Here is a 19,578-nt window from a genome sequence, read left to right on the forward strand (position 1 = left end):
CGCATTTATCCCGGGCGGTCGAGAGCCATCGGCATGGAAACGTTCGAACTGACCGCCAGACTCCTTGCGGGGGTCGGCCTCATCCTCGCGAACGGTTTCTTCGTCGCCATCGAGTTCGCGCTCACCCGGGCACGCCAGTTCTCGAAGGAGGAGTTCCTCGGGACGGGGGAACAAAGCCCTCGAACGCGCCTGGGAGATGACCAACGACCTGGAACTCTACCTCACTACCTGCCAGGTCGGGATCACCGCCTCCAGCATCGCGGTCGGGATCGTCGCCGAACCGGCGCTGGCGGCCATCTTCAAGCCGGTGTTCCAGCCGGTGTTCGAGGGGACGATGTTCGCCAGCGCGGGGGCCGGCGCGGTGCTCGCGTTCCTGATCATCAACCTCGTCCACCTCACCCACGGCGAGCAGACGCCGACGTACCTCGGCGTCGAGCGCTCGCGGATGGTGTGTCGGTACGGCGCGACGCCGCTGTACTGGTGTAACCGCCTGATCCTCCCGATCATCAAGCTGGGCGACTGGGTCGCGAAGGCCACGCTCGGCCTGTTCGGCGTCGAGATGACCGGCGCGTGGCTGGAGACCGAGGAGGACGTCATCGAGTCCCGCGCGGATCTCCACAAGCGACTGGGGTCGGTGCTCTCGAAAGGGGAGATGTCCGAGGAACGCCGCGAGGAGGTGCTGAACGCGCTCACCATCGGCGACCAGCAGGTGCACGACGTGATGGTGCCCACCGACGACATCGTCGCGCTCTCGACGGCGGTCGACACCGAGGAGAACTTCCGCCGGATGGAGGAGCATCCCCATACCCGCTACCCGCTGATCGGCGAGGGGCTCAACGACTTCCGCGGCATCGTCTACTTCCCGATGCTCGCCCGGTACCGCGACAGCGTCGCCGAGGGCGACGTGGACTTCACGAACCTCTCGGCGCCGCCGATGACGATGTCCCACGACACCAGCGTCAGCGACGCGATCGACCAGTTCCAGGTTGAGCGGCAGGAACTCGCGCTCGTGCTGGAGGACGGCGAGGTGGTCGGGATGGTCACCGTGACCGATCTGCTGGAGTCGATCACCGGCCAGATCGAGGACCCGATCGACGTCGCGTAACGAAGACTGGCTCAGTCCCCGCTACCGAGCGTCCCGTACAGCGATCCGACGTAGCCGGCGGCGACGAGCCCGAAGCCGAGGGCCGAGAACGCGGTCGCCCACCTGTTGAAGCCGGCGTCGTACGCGATCAGTGCGATACCGACGAGGATCGTGTCCGTCGAGAGGGCCATGGGGCCGGATCAACCGAACCGTGAGTAAGCGTTTCGGCTCGGAAGGAAACACCCATGCACCCCCACCGGGTAGCTCGCCCGTGCAGCAGTCCCCGGATATCGCGGTCGTGCGCTACGGCGAGGCAGGTATCAAGAGCGACAAGGTCCGCGGGCAGATGCTCGACCGCCTCGCGGAGAACGTGCGGGCGATCCTCGACGACCGCGGCATCCCCGGCGCAGTCGAGCGACACTGGTCGCGGCTGTTGATCCGCCCGCCGGCGACGGCCGCGGACGGCGAGTTCGACGCCGACGCCGCCGCGCGGGCCGCCGCCGACGCGTTCGGCGTCGTCTCCACCCGACCCGCGATCACGACCCCGCCCGCGGCTGACGCGCTCGCGGAGGCGGCAGTCGCGCTCGCCGCGGACCATCCCGGGGGCGCCACGTTCGCGGTCCGGGCGAACCGCGCCGGGAAACCGGAGATCCACCCGTTCACGAGTCAGGAGGTCGCCAGCGAGGTCGGCGCCGCGATCGGCGACGCCACCGGAGCCGCCGTCGACCTCGACGCGCCGGACCGCGCCTACCGCCTCGACATCCGCGAGGACGAGGCGTTCGTCTCCGCCGTCGAGTACGGCGGGCCGGGCGGCCTTCCGGTCGGTACCCAGGGGACGACGGTCGCGCTGTTCTCCGGCGGGATCGACTCCCCCGTCGCGGCGTGGGAGCTGTTCAAGCGCGGCCTCGAGGTCGTCCCGGTGTACCTCGACCTCGGCGATTACGGCGGCTCGGACCATCTCGCCCGCGCGGTCGAGACCGCCGGCACCGTCGCGCGCTCGGCGCCGCACGTCGATGCGCGCCTGCGGGTCGTGCCCGCGGGCGGCCTCGTCGACGACCTCGTCGCCGCGACCGGGCCGACCCGGATGCTGTCGCTCCGGCGCGCGATGCTCCGGGTCGCTGAGGCGGTCGCCGACGACGTGGGCGCCCACTCGGTCGCGACCGGCGAGTCGATCGGCCAGAAGTCCTCCCAGACCGGGCCGAACGTCCGCGTCACCGACGCCGCCGCGTCGCTGCCGGTTCACCGCCCGCTCCTGACGCGGGACAAGCCCGAAATCGTCGCACAGGCCCGCGAGATCGGGACGTTCGTCGACGCGACGATGAACGTCGGCTGTGAGCGCGTCGCGCCGGAGTACCCCGAGACGAACGCGACGATCGAGAGCGTCGAGGCGGCCGAACCCGACGACCTGCTCGCCCGTGCCGAGGCGCTGGCCGAGGAGCGCTACGTCGTCGACGGGAACTGAACGACGGCGGACCGCAACCCACTTCATTCGCGCCGGCGACCGCCCGACAATGGCGCAGGTCTGTCTGTTGGGCGACCCCGAGAGCGACCTCCGGTACGAACTGCTCTCCCGAGAGACCGCCCGCGAGGCGCTCTCGACGTACGATCTGCGGGAGCCCTACGTGAACAGCCTCGCGCTCGACACCGTCTCAATCGGCGCCGCGGTCTCGCTGTTGAACGACCTGAACTGGTACCTCGTGCGCTTTGCCAGCGCGGCGCTGGTGCAGGCCGACTCCGTCTCGGAGACGGAGTGGCTCTCCCGCGACCTGGCGACTGCGGTCCGGGACGGCGACGTGGCGCCCGATGACACTGGCGAGTTCGTGAAACTGTACGGCGTCGACGACGGCCGCCCCGAGAACCCGGCCTACGTCGAGCGGGACGGCGACTTGACGCCCGAGCGCGAGGGGTACGACGAACTGTTGGTGGTCCGGGTCACCGAAGCGGAGTTCGAGTAGCTACTCGTCACACTCCCACGGGCACTCCTCACCCTCCACGGCGTCGAACAGTCCCGTCGACATGTATCGCTCGCCGCTGTCGGGGAACACCGTCACCACCAGCGGGTCCGGGACGCCCTCCTCGGCGAGTCGTTCGGCGGTTCGGCGCGCGGCGACGTTCGCGGCGCCGCTCGACTGGCCCACGAGGATTCCCTCCTCGCGAGCGAGACACCGGCACTCCCGTTCGGCCGTCTCCAGCTCGACCGCCTCGACGGCGTCGACCAGTTCCACGTCGAGGTTCGGGGCGACGAACCCTGGGCCCATCCCCTGGTAGTCGTCGTCGCCGGATTCGCCGGTCGACAGCACGGCGTTCTCGGCGGGCTCGACCGCGACCACTTCCACGTCCGGGAACGCCTCGCGGAGGCGCCGACTCGTTCCCGTCAAGGTGCCACCCGTGCCGACGCCGGCGACGAACGCGTCGATCTCGCGGTCGTCGACCTGGTCGAGGATCTCCGGCCCGGTCGTCTCGTAGTGGGCGCGGGGGTTGGCGCCGTTCTCGAACTGCCGGACCTGCACGTAGTCGCCGGTCGCTTCCAGTTCGTCGGCGCGGTCGCGGGCGTCGCTGATGTCGCCGTCGACGACCTCGATGTCGGCGCCGTAGGCGCGCATGAGCCGCCGGCGCTCGGGCGACTTGGAGCCGGGGATGACGATGCGCACGTCGTACCCCTTCACCGCGCCGATGAGCGACAGCCCGATCCCGGTGTTGCCGCTAGTGGGTTCGACGATCGCGTCGCCGTCGGTGAGCTCGCCGGCCTCCTCGGCTGCCCGGATCATGTACAGCGCCGGACGGTCCTTCGCCGAGCCGCCGGGGTTTTTCGACTCCAGTTTGGCGGCGACGGTGCCGGCCGGCGACGCCACTTCGACGAGCGGCGAGCCGATGCTCTCGATCACGTTCGCGTCCATCTACCCCGGCGTATCCGGGTCGAACCTAAATGGGTAGCGACACCGGCCGCATCAGTTCCGAAACGGCCGTTAGTAATTTTTGTGCTCGGCGCAACGTGGGCAACGATGAGCACATCCAGTATCACCGATCGGCTGCCGCTCGGCGCCGCTGCCGGCACCGGCGTCGCCGCATACCTCCTGGGGTATCTCCTCACGTACGTCTGGCAGAGCGGCTCCGTCGAGGAGCGCCTGGCGGGGTACAACTTCGTCACCGAACTGTTCGGCGGCGAGCCGATCGCCGTCTGGCAGGGCGTCGGCTGGCTGTTCTACAACGCCCACTTCGTCGACACCCGGATCGACGCGCTGGGCGGCACGCAGTCACAGAACTTCATCGCCGGGAGCGACGGCGGCTCGCTCGCGCTGCTGTACCTCGTCCCGGTCGTGCTGCTGCTTGCGGCGGGGCTGCTGACCGCCCGCCTCGGCGACGCCGACGAGCCGGCCGACGGCGCCACCGCCGGCGCCGCGGTCGCGATCGGCTACTTCCCGCTGGCGCTGATCGGTCGGTTCCTCTTCTCCTACCAGGGCTCGGCAGCGCCGGACCTCGTCACCGGCGTCCTGCTTGCCGGGCTGGTCTACCCGCTCGTGCTCGGCGCTGTCGGCGGCGTCATCGGCGGCGCTGTCGGGGAGTAATCACTCACTGCGGGAGGTTTTCTGTGGCGGCGACGGCCAGCCGCCGACGTGCGTCCTCGAAGGCGGCGACGGCCAGCCGCCGACGTGTCACTTATCCCCCGCGGGAGCCGTGTTCGGGTATGAGCGACGCCGAACAACCCGAGTCGACGCTCTCGACGCTCCAACCCGACCCCGCGTGGGACGCCGAGTCCCACGCAGACGCCGTCGACGCGCTCGCGACGGACGGCCTCACGTTCCGCATCTGGGGCGGCGACTGGTGTGGCGACTGCCGCCAGCTCCTCCCCGCGTTCGCGGCCGCCCTCGAGGCCGCGGGCATGCCCGACGAGCGGATCCACGCCCACGCGGTCGAGCGTGAGGACGGCGAGAAAGTCGGCGAGGGTATGGCGGAGAACGGGGTCGAACTGATCCCGACCGTGATCGTCGAGCGTGACGGGACGGAGATCGCGCGGTTCGTCGAGAGCGAGGGCCGGCCGATCGCGGAGTATCTCGCCGACGCGATCGACGCCGCCGAGTAGCTCAGAGGTTCTTCTCGACCCAGTCCAGCGCCGCTTCCAGATCCGTCTCCGGCGGCGAGCAGGTACGGGAGCGGCAGGCGTACACCGTCGGCTCGCCGTCGCGGGCCTCGCGGCCGGCCCAGATCGGCGGCGCCTCCGCGAGGCCGAGTTCGTCCAGCCACTCCTCCAGTCCCGACTCCGTCGGCGGCCGGCGGGCGAGCACGGCACCCGGGAGGTGGCGGTCGGCGAGCGTCTCGCGCCAGTCGGCGGGCAGTTCGTCGGCAGCGACGGTGAGTTCGAGCGAGCCACGGCGGGCCGCGTCGGCGGCCATCGCGAGCGTCCCGTGCTCGACGGGGCTGGCCTCGATCCGGCCGCGGTGGGTCGCGAGCGTCTCCCGCGCGACGGCGCCCAGATCCGTGTCGGTGAAGTGGTCCAGATCCAGCAGCAGCGACGCCGCGGCGCCGACGCTCGACGGCGTGGACTGGTCGGTCAGCTCCTGGGGGCGTGCGACCAGTTCCTCGCCGTCGTTCGCCGAGAGGTACAGCGTCCCGTCGGTCTCGTCGTAGAAGGAGTCGGCGATGACCCCGGCGAGGTCGAGCGCGAACGCGAGCGGTTCGACCGTGCCCGTCGCCTGGTACAGTTCGAACGCGCCGCGGCCGAGGAACGCGTAGTCCTCGAGCGCGGCGTCGACCCCCACGTCACCGTCCTTGAAGCGGCGCGCGAGCCGCCCTTCTTCGGCGTCCCAGAGCTGCTCGCGGACGAAGGCGAGTGCCGACTCGGCACGGCCGATCCGCGCGTCGTCGCCGAACACGAACCCCGCGCGGGCGAACGTCTCGATCAGCAGCCCGTTCCAGCCCGCGAGCACTTTCTCGTCGCGGGGCGGGCGCGGGCGTCCCTCCCGAGCGTCGAACAGCCGCTCGCGGGCGTCGGCGAGCAACTCACGGATCTCGGCCTCGGAGTCGGGCGCGTCGACTGTCTCGCCGGCGACGTCCATCTCCGTGCCGACGAGCTCCGCGACGGGGACGGTCTCGTTCAGCACGCTCGTCCCGCCCTCGAAGTTCCCCCCGGCGACGACGCCGTAGCGCCGGCAGAACAGCGTCGCCGCCGGCTCGTCGAGCAGCGCACGGACCTCTGCGGGCGTCCAGACGTAGAAGGCGCCCTCCTCACGCTCCGCTTGTTCGTCCTCGTCGAGCCGGGAGGCGGGGGTGTCGCTCCGCGCGTCGAGCGTGCTGAAGAACCCCCATCGGGGTGGGAGAGTTCGCGCTCGGCGAAGTCGAGGCTCTCTTCGACCACGTCGGCGTAGCGATCCCGGCCAGTGGCGCGGTAGCCAGCGAGGAACGCCGCCGGGATCGTGGCGTTGTCGTAGGCCATCTTCTCGAAGTGCGGGACAGTCCAGTCCTCGTCGACGCAGTAGCGGTTGAAGCCACCGCCGAGGTGGTCGTACAGCCCGCCGCTGGCCATCGCGTTCAGCGCGTTCTCGGCGACCGTCAGCGGCTCGGTGTCGTCGGCGAGGGTGGCGACGCGCAGCAGGAGTTCGACCCGCCCGGGCTGGGGGAACTTCGGTCTTCCCTGCCCGAACCCGCCGTGCTGGCGGTCGGCGCCGCGGATCGCCGCCGCCGCGGCGTCGTCGAGGATCTCGCTACTCGGCGGCTCGCTGTCCTCGGGCGTTCCTGTCGGCGCCATGCGGTCCTGGGCGGCTGCGGTCCACTGCTCGGCGCGGGTCTCCATCTCCGGGCGCTCCTCCGGGTCGGCCCAGGAGTCCGCGATCTGCCGGCAGAGCTGTTCGAACCCCGGAACATTGCGCCCCGGCGGTGACTCCGGCGGGAAGTACGTGCCAACGTAGAACGGCTTGCCCTCCGGGGTCAGGAACGCCGACAGCGGCCACCCGCCGCCGCCGGCCACCAGCTGACAGACCGTCTGGTAGACGCGATCGAGGTCGGGGCGCTCCTCGCGGTCGACCTTGATCGGGACGAAGTTCTCGTTGATCGTTTCGGCCACGTCGGGATCCTCGAAGGACTCCTCGGCCATTACGTGACACCAGTGGCAGGCCGAGTAGCCGACCGAGAGGAAGATGGGCACGTCGCGCTCGCGGGCCTCCGCGAGCGCGTCCTCGTCCCAGGGCTGCCAGTCGACGGGGTTGTCCGCGTGTTGCTCGAGATACGGGCTGGCCGCCTCGGCGAGGCGGTTCCGGCCGTCGCCGCTCGACGATTCAGTCATTGTCGAAGCAAGCGCGCCGAGGGGAAGTAGCCGGTGGTCGCGGCCCTACTCGACAGCGCGGTAGACGACCACGCCGTCGTTCTCGTAGGCGCACTCCCAGTCCGTCGATGCCGCAAACGAGCGATCGAGCGAGCCGAACGTCACCGCCGACTCGCCCCGGACCGTGTACGCCCCTTTCGGGAGGTAGACGTAATCGGGGTCGGCGTCGACGCGCGAGAGCTCCCGTTCGACGCAGTCGACGCCGTCACACCGCGACAGCGCCTCGAACGTCGTCAACTGCGTCTCGTAGGCGTCCGGGCCGCGCCACTCCACCCCCAGGGGCCGATCAGGATCGTCCGATTCGCCATCGTCGGGAACCACTCCGCAGCGTCGCCGAGGACGACGAACGTGGCGTCGGGGCGGGTCTCTGCCTCGGCCCACGCCATCGCCCCCACGTCCTCGTCGTCGAGAAACGCCGGCGTCGAGGGGTCGCTCGGCAGCGTCATCTCGTAGGCGAGATAGCCGCCGCCCGCGACGCTCGCGAGGAGGAGACAGGCCGCCGCGGCGACGGCCCGGCGCTCGACGGTGCCGTCGCCAGGCAGCGAGAGCCGCCCCTCCAGCGACGGAACTCGGCGCGCCACGTCGACGGCTGCGACGCCAGCGACGACGCTCCCGACGGTGAACGCGAAGCGTGGCTGGGCGAACAGCAGTTCCGCGGCGACGGCCCACGCCGCGAGGAAGTACTCCCGGCGGGCGACGAGCAGGTACGCCGCGCCGAATAGCGGGAGGACCGTCGCGGAGAGGCCGATCGTCGCCGCGCCGCCGCCGATGCCGCCGTGGGTGCCCGCGGCGCCGGTGAGCACGTCGAACCCGTGGGTGCTCGTGAGCCAGATCAGCCACGGCGACGCGACGAGCGCGCCGCCGACACCGACGACCGCACCGCGAGTCAGTCCGGCGAGCGAGCGATCCCGTACGCCCCACAGTAGGAGGTAGGTGACGACCACGAACAGCGAGTAGGTCGGGTGGGTGAGCACGGTCGCACCGAACGCCAGCGCGCCGACGGCGACCGCGCGCCGCGAGCCGTTGACGAAGACGTGATAGCCCGCGTAGATCGCGGCCATCGCGTAGCAGAACGCGAACGCGCGGACCAGCCCGCCGGCGGAGACGTGCCACTGGAGCAGTTGCGGGTTCAGCGCGACGGCGACGCCGGCAGCCGCGCCGGCGGGTCGCGAACCCGCGTAGTCACGCCCGAACAGGTAGACAGGGACGAGTGCCGCCAGGACGCCGACCGACGGGAGCAAGCGCGCGAGAGTGATGGGGTTGGCGCCCAGGTCCAGCAGCGCCGCGAGCACGTAGAACTGCAGCGGCGGGTAGGCGAAGGGCACGCCGTCGGCGGTGTATCCCAGGATTCGCGCGGGCGGCGCGTAGCCATCGGCGGCGACAGCGTCGGCGATCCGGAGGTACAGCCCGGCACCGTAGGCGGGGTAGGAGTTCGTCGCGAGGTAGATCGCGACGGCGAGCAAGCCTGCAGCGAGCGCTGCGCCGAGCCAGGGGCGTCCTCGCGCGAGATCGGGACGGGAGCGAGGCGACTCATTTCCGGCGACGTTGGATGGGGGCCCGTAGCGTCCGTCTCGGGGCGTCCATCGTCCGATGAGTGCCGTGGCGGGGGTAAAAGCTGTCCCCCAGTAGGGTACTCGCTCGGGCGGTCTGGAAGGTACAGCACAATCCATATGTCTATAGACCGCACATTTTGAGAGACGATGCGTCAGGAGTCGGGCGTCTCCACGGACCGGCGATCGGTCCTCGCAGCCCTGGGGAGCGGCGCGACCGCCCTCGGCGCCGGCTGTCTCCAGCGGGCTCGCAACCTCACCGGCTGGCGCTCGACCCAGCCCATCACGTTCCGGATCAAGACGCTGCCGGCCGACGCCGACCCGTACGCGCTCGCGCTCGCCCGCCAGATCGCCTCGTGGTTCCGAGCAGCCGGGATCGAGACCGACGTGCTCCCGATGGCGGAACAGGAGCTCAGGCGCCAGAGCCTGCTCCGGACCGAGTTCGACCTGTTCGTGATGCGGCTGCCCGAGAAGTTCCGCGACCCCGACGCGCTCACGACGCTGCTGCACTCCCGCTTTGCCGACGCACCAGGGTGGCAGAACCCGTTCGGCTACACCAACTTAGCCGCCGACGAGGCGCTCGAACGCCAGCGACGGACTGACGGCGCCGTGCGCCGCCAGGCGCTGGAAGGGCTCCAGCGGACGGTCGCCCGGACCCAGCCGTTCACGCTGCTCACCGTCCCGGACGACATCCGGGCGGCACGGAGCCCCGCCGGGCCGAACTGGCAGGCGACTGATTTCCGCTCGCCGGTGGGGTTCCTGCGGCTCGCCGGCGAGTACGATAGCGAGTCCGAGGCGCCGGTGCTCCGGGTGGTGAGCACCGACCGCAGGCCGACGACGAACCTCAACCCTCTCGCCGTCGAGTTCCGGCGCAGCGGCGTGTTGACCGGCCTGCTGTACGACCCGTTAGCCCGACGGATCGAGGGGAGCTGACGCCGTGGCTCGCGAAGTCGATCGACGTCGTCGACGGCGCTCCCCGACGGCGCGAGTCGCGCTCCGGGAGAACGTGACGTGGCACGACGACGAGGCGCTGACGGCGGCCGACGTGGCGTTCACCTACGACCTGCTCGCGGACACGACGCTGGGCGACGGCGAGGACGCCGACGTTCCGTCGCCCGAGTTCCGGGGCAGCGCAGCCTTGTCGACGACGTATCCGTGGTCGACGACCGACGGCTCGACGTGACGTTCGCCGACGCCGATCGAGCCGTCGTGCCGCGCGCGCTCACCGTCCCGATCCTCCCGAAACACGTCTGGCGCGACCGAACTGACGCCGCCGCTATCGGCGGGATCCCCGTCGGGACGGTGACTGAAGCGCTCGTCTCCAACAACATCCCGCCGATCGGGAGCGGCCCGTTCGCGTACGTCCGAAACACCCCCGCGAGCGCCTCAGGCTCGAACACATCGAGGGGCACTTCTCGACTCGGGAGGCGGCCGACTTCCCCGACTGGATCGCCGAGCCCGCGATCGACGCGCTCTCGGTGCAGGTCGTCGGCTCCGACGTGACTGCCGTCGAGACGGTCGCCGACGGCGAGGCGGACGTGACCGGGACCACCGTGGGCGCCGGGACGGTGCCGCGGATCGGCCGCGCCGAGGACGTCGAGCTGCTCGTTCGACGCTCGGCGCGGCCGTACGTGCTCGGCTACAACACCCGGCGGGCGTATCTCGACAACCCCCGGTTTCGGAACACGCTCGCCCGACTCGTCGACGAACGGTTTCTCGGCCAGCACGTCCTCGACGGCTACGCCCGGCCCGCGGTCGGGCCGCTCCAAGGGACCGAGTGGTACCCCGCAGATCTCGAGTGGGACGGCGGAAACCCCGTCGTCCCCTTCTTCGGCCGCGATGGCGAGGTGACCGTCGACGCGGTGCGCGAGGCGTTCCGCGACGCGGGGTACCAGTACGAGGACGGCACGCTCGTGGGAGGTGGCCGATGACGCTGTTGACCGTGGTGACCCGGGTCGTCGTCGTGGTGTTCGTGCTGCATCTGCTGGGTCTCGGCGCGGTCTGGCGACGCACGGGCACACCCCTCCGGCGCGGATCGATCCGACAGAACGTCCGGACGGTCGGGCCGACCGCCGTTGCCCTCGGCGTGTTGCTGCTCGCCAACGGCGCCGTCCGCGACGTGGGTGTCGAACTCTCGTGGCTGATCGGCGTGAACATCACGGGCACGATCCACGCCCTCGAAGGGGCGTTCGTCGCGGACCTGCAGTCGCTGTCGACGCCGGCGCTGACGGCGTACTTCAGCTTCGTCTACGTGTTCGGCTACGTGTTCCTGTTGACGTTCCCCGTCGTGCTATACGCCATCCACCACGACACGCGCCCGCTCTCGGCGACGCTCGTCGCGTACGCACTGAACTACGGCATCGGGCTGGTCTGTTACGTGCTGTTCGTCGCGTACGGCCCGCGGAACTTCATGCCCGGCGCGGTCGAGTCGCTACTGTTCACCAACTGGCCGGAGGTCCAACACCTGACGAGCCAGGTGAACGAGAACACCAACGTGTTCCCGTCGCTGCACACGTCGCTGTCGGTGACCGTCGCGCTGCTGGCCGCCCGCTATCGCCGGGCGGCACCGGGGTGGCTCCCGGTCGCCACCGTCGGCGCCACGTCGGTCGCGGTGGCGACGATGTATCTGGGGATCCACTGGCTGACGGACGTTCTCGCCGGGATCCTTCTCGCCGCACTCAGCGTCGCCGTCGGTGTCCGCGTCGCTGAAGACGAACAGATCGGCGAGCGAGAAGCGGTCGAAAACGAGCGAGCGCCCGCAGGCGGGATCGAGCAGTTCAGGCGATAGTTCGCGTGAGAAACGGCTCGGGGGTCGGCTGTCCCCGGCGCCTACATGTCGCTCCACGCACTCATCCCTCGCCCGAGCGAGGAGATGGAGGCGATCCACCGCACCGCAGCCGCCTTCTTCAGGAATTTCGCGCCCGGCCCGCCGAACGTGCCGAACGGGAGCGAGTCGATGTCGTGAGCGATCGCCTCGTCGCCGACGGAGATGAGCGTCCCTTTGTCCTCGTACGTCCACGTCGAGAGCGGTTCGTCGAGCACGGCGTGGACGAGGTTCTCGCCGGCCACTTCGGCGGCGGTCCACGCGGCGACGGCCGTCGGCGGCGCCACGTCGTCCCCGCCCTGGTCGATCAGCGCGGTGTCGCCGATGGCGAACACGCGGTCGTCGCTGGTCCGGAAGTCACGATCGGCGAACACGCGCCGGGAGCGCTCGTCTTTCTCCAGGTCGGTGTTCTCCAACTCCTCCCGGCCGGTGATGCCGCCGGTCCAGACGAGCACGTCGTACGGCATCTCCTCGGGCGCCTCGTCCTCGCCGCCGCCGAGGTACACCGTCTCGTCGTCGACTTTCGAGATGAACTCGCCGCACTCGATGTTCACGCCGGCGTCCTCCAGACGGCTCCGGATCGCCTGCTGCACGTCGTCGGGGTTGTTGGGGAACACCTCGTCCAGCCCCTCGACGAGGTGGACGTCGACGGGCGCGTTGTGCTCGTCGCGGTAGGCGGCGATCTCGCCGGCGGCCTGGATGCCGGAGAGGCCGGCGCCGCCGACGATCACCTGTGCGGGGTCGGCGACGGAGGCGTCCGCGGCGGCCTCCCGCACCGACTGGTGGATCTCCCGGGCGTCGGCGAGGCTCTTGAGCGTGAGCGCGTGCTCGCGCAGCCCCTCGATGCCGAAAAAGGCCGTCGCGCTCCCGACGCCGAGCAGGAGGTAGTCGTAGTCGACAGGGTCGCCGGCTTCGAGTTCGACGGTCTGGTCGTCGGTGTCGAGCCCGACGACGCGGTCCTGGACGAACTGGCCCCAGTCGGGGAGCATCGACTCACAGGGGACCGTGATCTTCGACGCCACGCTCGGGTCCCGGATGACGCGGTGGGACTCGTGGAGCACGAGGTGGTAGTCCTCCTCGTTGATCCAGACGAGCTCCACGTCGTCTTCCAGCCCCGCGTCGGGCACTTCGTCCTTGAGCGAATCGACAGTTCCGGCGCCAGCGTAGCCAGCACCGACGACGACGATGCGATCGGTCATGGCCGGAGGTGACACGGGCTCCGGTAAAGTCGCTACGGAACCGCCGCGACGCCGCCCCAGCGGGGAAATCCGGGAACGCAGGAACCAACAGTCCCGCCCCCCTCACGCCGACAATGACCGCACCGAACCGCAACACGCTCTGGGCCCGAACGATCGTCGACGAGCTCGCTCGGAGTGGCGTCACCGCGGCCTGCGTCTCGCCGGGCTCGCGCTCGACGCCGCTGACTGTTGCCTTCGCCGAGCACGAGGACGTTCGGGTGTTCTCCCACCTCGACGAGCGCGCCGCCGCCTACTTCGCGCTGGGACGGGCCCGCCGGACCGGCGAGGTCACGCCGCTGGTCTGCACCTCCGGCACCGCCGCCGCGAACTACCACCCCGCGGTGTTGGAGGCCGACCAGTCGCGGGTCCCGCTGCTCGCGCTCACGGCCGACCGCCCGCCGGAGCTCCGCGACTCCGGGGCGAACCAGACAGCCGACCAGGAGAAGCTCTACGGCGACGCCGTCCGGTGGTACAAGGATCTCCCCGAGCCCGAGGCCGAGGCACGGAAGCTCCGCTCGCTGCGGACCAGCGTCGCCCGCGCGCTCACCGCGGCCGAGGGGACCGACCCCGGCCCGGTCCACCTCAACGTCCCGTTCCGCAAGCCGCTGGAGCCGACCGAGGTGCCCGGCGACGTGCCCGAGGGTCTCGAACCGCTGGCTGCAGCGGGGCGACCGACTGACGCCCCGGGAGCTGGCGGCGCCGCCACGCCCGGTGCCGTCGGCGCCGCGGGCGCCGCCGGACCGTCGGCGCCGCCGTTCGTCGAGCGCACACAGGGAACGCCGGAGCTGCCGGACGGCGAGATCCGCTCGCTCGCCGACGATCTCGGCGTCGAGCGGGGGCTGATCGTCGCCGGCCCCGCCGACCCTCACGAGATCGATCCCGAGGCCGTCGTCGCGCTGGCCCACGCGACGGGGTTCCCGATCCTCGCGGACCCTCTCTCGGGCCTCCGGTTCGGCGGCCACACGCGGGTCGCACCCGTCATCGGCGGCTACGACGCCTATCTCGACGAAGCGGTCACCGCAGACTGGCCCGACCCCGAAGCGGTGCTCCGGATCGGCGCGTCGCCAACCTCCAAGCCGCTGCGGAAGTATCTCGCCCGAACCGACGCCCAGCAGCTCGTCGTCGACCCCGCCGGGAAGTGGCGCGAGGCGGAGTTCACGGCCAGCGACCTCGTCGTCGCCGACCCCTCGCGGCTGGCCGAGGCGCTCGCGCGGGTCGTCGCCGGCCCGGATTCGGCGGCGTGGCGCGACCGATGGGCCGAGGCCGAACGGACTCACTGGGACGCCGTCGACGCAGCAGAGGGGCTGTTCGAGGGGGGATCGTCGCCGACGCCGTCGACGCCGCGCCGGAGCCGACGACGCTGTTCGTCTCGAACTCGATGCCCGTTCGGGATCTCGATCGCTTCGCACGGCCGAGTCCGGACGCGGTGACCGCACTCGGGAACCGGGGCGTCTCGGGCATCGACGGCATCACCTCGACGGCGCTCGGTGCGGGGTCGGCGACCACCGACCATCTCACGCTGGTGATCGGCGATCTGGCGTACTACCACGACATGAACGGCCTGCTCGCGGTCGCGCGGTGTGACGTGGACGCGACGATCGTCCTGCTGAACAACGACGGCGGCGGGATCTTCCACATGCTCCCGATCGAGTCGTTCGAGCCGCCGTTCACCGAGCAGTTCAAGACGCCCCACGGGATCGACTTCGAGCCGACCGGCGAGCTGTACGGCCTCGAGTACACCCGCGTCGACTCCCGCGAGGCGTTCGTCGACGCCTACACCGAATCGGTCACGGGCGGGGGCACGACGGTCGTCGAAGTCGTCACCGACGCGGCCGACTCCCACGAGACCCGCGACGAGCTCCGGGCGCAGGTGATCGACGACCTCGCGGGCGAGTCGACGGACTGAACGCGCCAGGCGACGGCCGCGACGACCGCGGGGTTTTTGCGGGCCGGCGTCGCCGTTCCGACATGGTCTCAGAGCTGTTCGACCCCGACCGCTGGGAGCAGGTCGACGGCGCCGGCGAGTTCGACGACATCACCTACCACCGCGGTGTCGACTTCCCCGCGGTCCGGATCGCGTTCGACCGGCCCGACGTGCGCAACGCGTTCCGGCCGGGCACCGTCGACGAACTCCACGCCGCGCTCGACCACGCGCGCAAGCAGGCCGACGTCGGCGCCGTCCTGCTCACCGGCAACGGCCCCTCCGAGAAGGACGGCGGCTGGGCGTTCTGCGCCGGCGGCGACCAGTCCGTCCGCGGCGGATCGGGCTACGAGTACCGCGGCGACGACGAGGCCGCCGAGGACGAGTCCGAGGCGGTCCGGAGTGCGAAGGCCGGGCGGCTCCACATCCTCGAAGTCCAGCGACTGATCCGCTTCATGCCCAAGCCCGTCGTCGCCGTCGTCCCGGGCTGGGCCGTCGGTGGCGGTCACTCGCTGCACGTGGTCTGTGACCTCACGCTCGCCAGCGAGGAGCACGCGAAGTTCCTCCAGACCGACCCCGACGTGGCCTCCTTCGACGGCGGGTTCGGGTCGGCGTATCTCGCCCGCCAGATCGGCCAGAAGAAGGCTCGCGAGGTGTTCTTCCTCGGGAAGACCTACTCGGCCGAGGAAGCCGTCGACATGGGGATGGCCAACGAGGCCGTTCCCCACGAGGAGTTGGAAGCGACGGCCATCGACTGGGCCGAGACGATGACGAGCAAGAGCCCGACGGCGATGCGGATGCTGAAGTTCGCGTTCAACATGGCCGACGACGGGATGGTGGGCCAGCAGGTGTTCGCCGGCGAGGCGACGCGGCTGGGGTACATGACCGACGAGGCCACGGAAGGCCGGGATGCGTTCCTGGAGGGCCGCCAGCCGGACTTCTCGGGCTACCCCTGGCACTACTGAGCCGACTCGACTCCCAGCAAAATCTCCAGTTCGCCGTCGGCCGAGAACCAACCCTTCATGGCCCGTCCGCCCCGAGCCTTCGACAATGAGTACGGAGACGAGTGGCGCCGAGATCTCTCGGCAGCGCGCGTGGGTGATGGCCGCCCGGCCCCAGACGATGCCGGCGGCGATCGCGCCCGTTCTCGTCGGCGTGGGCGTCGCCGTCCACGAGGGCGTGTTCGCACCGCTCCCGGCCGCTGCAGCGCTGGTCGGCGCGATCTTGATCCAGATCGGCACCAACTTCGCGAACGACTACTACGACGCGGTCCAGGGCGCCGACACCGAGGAGCGCGAGGGGTTCACTCGCGTCACCGCGGGCGGGCTGATCGAACCCCCCGCGGTCAAGCGGGCGATGTGGCTCACCTTCGCCGCCGCGATACTGCTCGGCACCTACCTCGTGTGGGTCGGCGGCGTCCCAATTCTCGTGATCGGGCTGCTGTCGGTCGCCTCCGGGATCGCGTACACCGGCGGTCCCTATCCCCTCGGCTACCACGGACTCGGCGACCTGTTCGTGTTCGTCTTCTTCGGTCCGGTCGCCGTCGCCGGGACCGTCTACGTGCAGGCCGCAGCAGCCGTCAGCGGGGTTCCGACCGGGCTACCGGCTGGGACTGTCCCCGCGCTGGCGCTGCTGGCAAGTCTCCCGATGGCTAGCCTGACGACCAACGTGCTCGTCGTGAACAACGTTCGGGACAAGGAGGAGGACAGCCAGACCGGGAAGCGAACGATCGCCGTGCGGTTCGGCTACGGCGTCGCCCGCGCGGAGTACGTCGCGATGCTCGTGCTCGCCTACGCCGTTCCCGTGTACCTGTTCACGCAGTCCTTCGGCGCAGTCGTCCTGCTGCCGCTGCTCTCGCTGCCGTTTGCGGGAGTCGTCGCCCGAACCGTGGTCACCGAAACCAGCGGCGAGGCGCTCAACCCAGCGCTGGAGCGGACCGGCCAACTCCTCGCGCTGTATGCGGCGCTGTTCGCCGCCGGGTTAGTCCTCGGATGAGTCACGAGCGCAGGCCGTTCGAACTCGAGCTGTCGGAGCCGCTGTCGACCGCCGACGGCGTGATCGAACAGCGGCGCGGCTTCCTCGTCGGCGTCGAGCGGTCGGCAGACGGCGATACGGTCCGCGGCCTCGGCGAGGCGACGCCGCTGCCGGGATGGACCGAGTCGTACGACGCCTGCACGACAGCGCTGGAGAACCCGCCCGACGCGTGGGGGCACGTCGCCGACACGATCGGCGAGAGGCGGCCGTCGACGCCGGCCGCTCGCCACGGCTATCGGCTGGCGGTGCTCGACGCCGCCGCGCGGGCGAGCGACCGATCGCTCGCGGCGCTGCTCGCCGACCGTGGCGACTTCTCCACCCCCAGCGAGTCGGTGCCAGTCAACGCCACCGTCGGCGACGGTAGCGTCACGGAGACCGTCACCGCCGCGCGCGAGGCGGTCGAGGCCGGGTTCGACTGCCTGAAACTCAAAGTCGGCGTTCGGTCGTTGGATGCCGATCTCGATCGCGTTCGAGCGGTCGCGGACGCCGTCGACGCCACGATCCGTGTCGACGCGAACGGCGCGTGGCGCCGCGAATCGGCCACGGCGGCCGTCGACGCGCTCGCCGCAATCGGGGTCGAGTACGTCGAGCAGCCCGTTCCCCCAGAGGAGCTCTCGGGACTGGCTGCGCTGCGCGGGCGGGGCATCGAGATCGCCGTCGACGAGTCGGTCCGAGACTGCGGCGTCGACGCCGTCCTGGACGCCGAAGCGGCCGACGTGGCGATCCTGAAACCGATGGCGCTCGGCGGGCCGGACGCCGCGACCGACATCGCGCGGCGCTTCGTCGACGCCGGCGTCGATCCAGTCGTGACGACGACGATCGACGGCGCCGTCGCTCGCGCTGCCGCCGTCCACGTCGCCGCCGCGGTGCCGGGGACCCGCGCCTGCGGGCTCGCAACCGGGGAGCTGCTCGCTGCGGATCTAGGGGCAGATCCGGTGCCGGTCGTCGACGGGGCGATCACCGTCCCCGACGGGCCGGGGAACGTCGGAGCGGCGTTCGACGACCGACTCTGGGACTGAGCAGCCGCTAGCCGGAGTCGGACCATAGCGAACAGGCGACACGGTCGCCCGCGGGGTGGTGTGTCGCACTCCCGCCTCGTTCACCCCGCGACGGAGGTTAGGGCACACGGCGGGTGGTCCCCCGATCCCTGATAAACGCTTGTCTCGGGGCTCAGTCGTCGGCGGTGACGGCCGCGTCCGACTGCGCGTCGGCTCCACCACGGGGCGGCGTGGAGTCGAGGCCGACGCCGGCGAGCGTCATGACCACTAACACCAGCGGCGAGAGGAACGCGAAGAAGTAGTACGGCGCGTACTCGGTGAGGATCAGGAACGACGTCTCACCCTGCAGCCCGAACACGCCGGCCATGAACACGCCGCCGGCGTGCCATGGGAGGAGCGCGCCGGTGGGCGTCCCCGCGGACTCGACGGCTCGAGAGAGCACGGAGGTGTCGAGGTCGTGTTCGTCGAACAGCTCTCGCAGCGTCATCCCGGGGACGACGATGCTCATGTACTGCTGGGCCGAGAACGCGTTGACGAGGAACGCCGACGCGCCCGTTCCGATGACGAGACTGCGTTGGCCCGTGATGACGCCCGCGAGTCGGGACGCGAGCGTCGAGAGCACGCCCAGGTGATCGAGCAGGCCCCGAGCGCGAGCGCGAGCACGACCACGGAGATCGTCCACGCCGAGCCGGCAAGGCCACCGCTCACGAGCAGGTCGTTCACCAGCGTCACCCCGGTCTCCGGCGCGGTACCGTTGAGGAAGACGGCCCAGGCGTCGGTGAACGCGGTTCCCTGGACCAGTATCGTCGTCCCGGCGCCGGCGAACACGCCTGCGACGAGCGAGGCGAGCGCGGGCACCCCCCGGATCGCGAGCGCGAACGTGACCAGCAGCGGGAGGAAGACGAGGATCCCCAGATCGTACGTGCCCGCGAGCGCGCCGCGGATATCGGCGACCCGACCAGCGGGGATGGCGCCGCCGGCCCGGAGCCCAAGCGCGGCGTACAGTAGGACCGACAGCCCGAACGCGATCGCGGTCCCGAGCCGCATCGAGAGGATGTGGTCGTAGAGGTCGGTGTCAGTCACCGCAGCAGCGAGGTTGGTCGTGTCCGAAAGCGGCGACTGCTTGTCGCCGGCGTAGGCACCCGAGAGGACGGCGCCAGCCGTCATCGGGATAGGGATCCCCAGGCCGGAACCGATACCGGTGAACGCGACGCCGAGCGTCCCGGCGGTAGTCCACGAGGAGCCGATCGAGAAGGCGACGACCGCCGCCAACAACGCCGTCGCCGGCAGGAACGTCTCCGGCGAGAGGATTCCGAGCCCGTAGTACATCAGCCCGGGGATCGTCCCCGCGGCTATCCATGTCGCGATCAGCGCGTAGATCGTGAACAGGATCAGGATCGCCTGTAACCCCATCTTGAGACCGTGTTCGATCCCCTCCGTGAGGTCGTCGTACCTCACACCGATCCAGTACCGCCCCACGACGCCGGCCAGCACCACGCTCCACAGCAGCGGCGCATGGGGTGACATCCCCAACAGTCCGGAGCCGAGCCCGAGGAACAGCACCACTCCGAGCGTCGGTACGAGCGCCTGCGACAGCGTCGGGGTGTCGTTGT

17 protein-coding genes and 4 pseudogenes are annotated in these 19,578 nt (G+C 70.6%); 14 read left to right on the forward strand and 7 right to left on the reverse strand.

The window, feature by feature from the left end; all coding sequences use genetic code 11:
• Positions 1 to 33: 33 nt before the first annotated feature.
• Positions 34 to 1,105, forward strand: a pseudogene (locus SY89_RS09625) (CNNM domain-containing protein).
• Positions 1,106 to 1,116: 11 nt separating this feature from the next.
• Here SY89_RS09625 and SY89_RS17265 read toward each other — a convergent pair.
• Positions 1,117 to 1,275 (reverse strand): hypothetical protein, encoded by a 159-nt coding sequence (locus tag SY89_RS17265; protein ID WP_189319146.1) that lies wholly within the window; start codon positions 1,273 to 1,275, stop codon positions 1,117 to 1,119.
• Between the two features lie 80 nt (positions 1,276 to 1,355).
• Between SY89_RS17265 and SY89_RS09630 the strand changes: the two genes are divergently transcribed.
• Both SY89_RS09630 and SY89_RS09635 read left to right on the forward strand, forming a co-directional pair.
• Positions 1,356 to 2,546 (forward strand): tRNA sulfurtransferase, encoded by a 1,191-nt coding sequence (locus tag SY89_RS09630; RefSeq protein WP_054584052.1) that lies wholly within the window; start codon positions 1,356 to 1,358, stop codon positions 2,544 to 2,546.
• A gap of 49 nt (positions 2,547 to 2,595) precedes the next feature.
• Complete coding sequence (locus tag SY89_RS09635; RefSeq protein WP_054584053.1) at positions 2,596 to 3,039, forward strand: DUF5804 family protein; 444 nt, start codon at positions 2,596 to 2,598, stop codon at positions 3,037 to 3,039.
• On the opposite strand, the gene SY89_RS09640 is transcribed toward SY89_RS09635, so the two are convergent.
• Positions 3,040 to 3,981, reverse strand: coding sequence for a PLP-dependent cysteine synthase family protein (locus tag SY89_RS09640; protein WP_054584054.1), 942 nt, complete (start codon positions 3,979 to 3,981; stop codon positions 3,040 to 3,042).
• 105 nt (positions 3,982 to 4,086) lie between these two features.
• Between SY89_RS09640 and SY89_RS09645 the strand changes: the two genes are divergently transcribed.
• Together SY89_RS09645 and SY89_RS09650 are read left to right on the forward strand one after the other, a co-directional pair.
• Entirely contained in the window at positions 4,087 to 4,650 is a 564-nt protein-coding gene (locus SY89_RS09645; RefSeq protein ID WP_054584055.1) for a hypothetical protein, read from the forward strand.
• Positions 4,651 to 4,769: 119 nt separating this feature from the next.
• A complete protein-coding gene (locus SY89_RS09650; RefSeq protein WP_054584056.1) occupies positions 4,770 to 5,165 on the forward strand; it encodes a thioredoxin family protein in 396 nt (131 codons plus the stop codon).
• Between the two features lies 1 nt (position 5,166).
• On the opposite strand, the pseudogene SY89_RS09655 reads toward SY89_RS09650, so the two are convergent.
• The 3 genes and pseudogenes from SY89_RS09655 to SY89_RS09665 all read right to left on the reverse strand — a co-directional run bounded on the left by SY89_RS09655 (position 5,167) and on the right by SY89_RS09665 (position 8,863).
• A pseudogene (locus SY89_RS09655) lies at positions 5,167 to 7,361 on the reverse strand (thioredoxin domain-containing protein).
• Positions 7,362 to 7,406: 45 nt separating this feature from the next.
• Positions 7,407 to 7,673: a hypothetical protein gene (locus SY89_RS17670; RefSeq protein ID WP_054584057.1), complete on the reverse strand. Its 267-nt coding sequence runs from the start codon at positions 7,671 to 7,673 to the stop codon at positions 7,407 to 7,409.
• Positions 7,634 to 8,863 carry a glycosyltransferase family protein gene (locus SY89_RS09665; RefSeq protein WP_054584058.1) on the reverse strand — a complete coding sequence of 410 codons (1,230 nt, stop codon included), beginning with the start codon at positions 8,861 to 8,863 and terminating at the stop codon, positions 7,634 to 7,636. Before SY89_RS09665 ends, SY89_RS17670 begins: the two co-directional genes overlap by 40 nt.
• Positions 8,864 to 9,100: 237 nt before the next feature.
• On the opposite strand from SY89_RS09665, the gene SY89_RS17675 reads away from it, so the two are divergent.
• The 5 genes from SY89_RS17675 to SY89_RS09690 are packed head-to-tail and all read left to right on the forward strand — an operon-like array spanning position 9,101 to position 11,738.
• Positions 9,101 to 9,883 (forward strand): periplasmic substrate-binding domain-containing protein, encoded by a 783-nt coding sequence (locus SY89_RS17675; RefSeq protein WP_054584059.1) that lies wholly within the window; start codon positions 9,101 to 9,103, stop codon positions 9,881 to 9,883.
• A 4-nt stretch (positions 9,884 to 9,887) separates the two neighbouring features.
• Positions 9,888 to 10,133: a hypothetical protein gene (locus SY89_RS17680; RefSeq protein ID WP_054584060.1), complete on the forward strand. Its 246-nt coding sequence runs from the start codon at positions 9,888 to 9,890 to the stop codon at positions 10,131 to 10,133.
• Positions 10,106 to 10,453, forward strand: a complete 348-nt coding sequence (locus tag SY89_RS17685; protein ID WP_054584061.1) for a hypothetical protein — start codon at positions 10,106 to 10,108, stop codon at positions 10,451 to 10,453. The genes SY89_RS17680 and SY89_RS17685 overlap by 28 nt, the downstream gene beginning before the upstream one ends.
• Positions 10,429 to 10,881 (forward strand): ABC transporter substrate-binding protein, encoded by a 453-nt coding sequence (locus SY89_RS17690; protein WP_054584062.1) that lies wholly within the window; start codon positions 10,429 to 10,431, stop codon positions 10,879 to 10,881. Before SY89_RS17685 ends, SY89_RS17690 begins: the two co-directional genes overlap by 25 nt.
• A complete protein-coding gene (locus SY89_RS09690; RefSeq protein WP_054584063.1) occupies positions 10,878 to 11,738 on the forward strand; it encodes a phosphatase PAP2 family protein in 861 nt (286 codons plus the stop codon). Before SY89_RS17690 ends, SY89_RS09690 begins: the two co-directional genes overlap by 4 nt.
• A gap of 41 nt (positions 11,739 to 11,779) precedes the next feature.
• Here SY89_RS09690 and SY89_RS09695 read toward each other — a convergent pair whose 3' ends face one another.
• A complete protein-coding gene (locus SY89_RS09695; protein WP_054584064.1) occupies positions 11,780 to 12,973 on the reverse strand; it encodes an NAD(P)/FAD-dependent oxidoreductase in 1,194 nt (397 codons plus the stop codon).
• 113 nt (positions 12,974 to 13,086) lie between these two features.
• Between SY89_RS09695 and menD the strand changes: the two are divergent.
• The 4 genes and pseudogenes from menD to SY89_RS09715 all read left to right on the forward strand — a co-directional run bounded on the left by menD (position 13,087) and on the right by SY89_RS09715 (position 17,986).
• Positions 13,087 to 14,918, forward strand: a pseudogene (menD, locus tag SY89_RS09700) (2-succinyl-5-enolpyruvyl-6-hydroxy-3-cyclohexene-1-carboxylic-acid synthase).
• A 62-nt stretch (positions 14,919 to 14,980) separates the two neighbouring features.
• A complete protein-coding gene (locus SY89_RS09705; protein ID WP_054584065.1) occupies positions 14,981 to 15,898 on the forward strand; it encodes a 1,4-dihydroxy-2-naphthoyl-CoA synthase in 918 nt (305 codons plus the stop codon).
• Positions 15,899 to 15,983: 85 nt separating this feature from the next.
• Entirely contained in the window at positions 15,984 to 16,928 is a 945-nt protein-coding gene (locus tag SY89_RS09710) for a 1,4-dihydroxy-2-naphthoate polyprenyltransferase (RefSeq protein ID WP_054584066.1), read from the forward strand.
• Positions 16,925 to 17,986 (forward strand): mandelate racemase/muconate lactonizing enzyme family protein, encoded by a 1,062-nt coding sequence (locus SY89_RS09715; protein WP_054584067.1) that lies wholly within the window; start codon positions 16,925 to 16,927, stop codon positions 17,984 to 17,986. The genes SY89_RS09710 and SY89_RS09715 overlap by 4 nt, the downstream gene beginning before the upstream one ends.
• A 151-nt stretch (positions 17,987 to 18,137) precedes the next feature.
• On the opposite strand, the pseudogene SY89_RS09720 reads toward SY89_RS09715, so the two are convergent.
• Positions 18,138 to 19,492 (reverse strand): annotated as a pseudogene (locus SY89_RS09720) (Na+/H+ antiporter NhaC family protein).
• Positions 19,493 to 19,578: the final 86 nt, after the last annotated feature.

The organism is Halolamina pelagica, assembly GCF_001307315.1.
GTDB lineage: Archaea > Halobacteriota > Halobacteria > Halobacteriales > Haloferacaceae > Halolamina > Halolamina pelagica_B.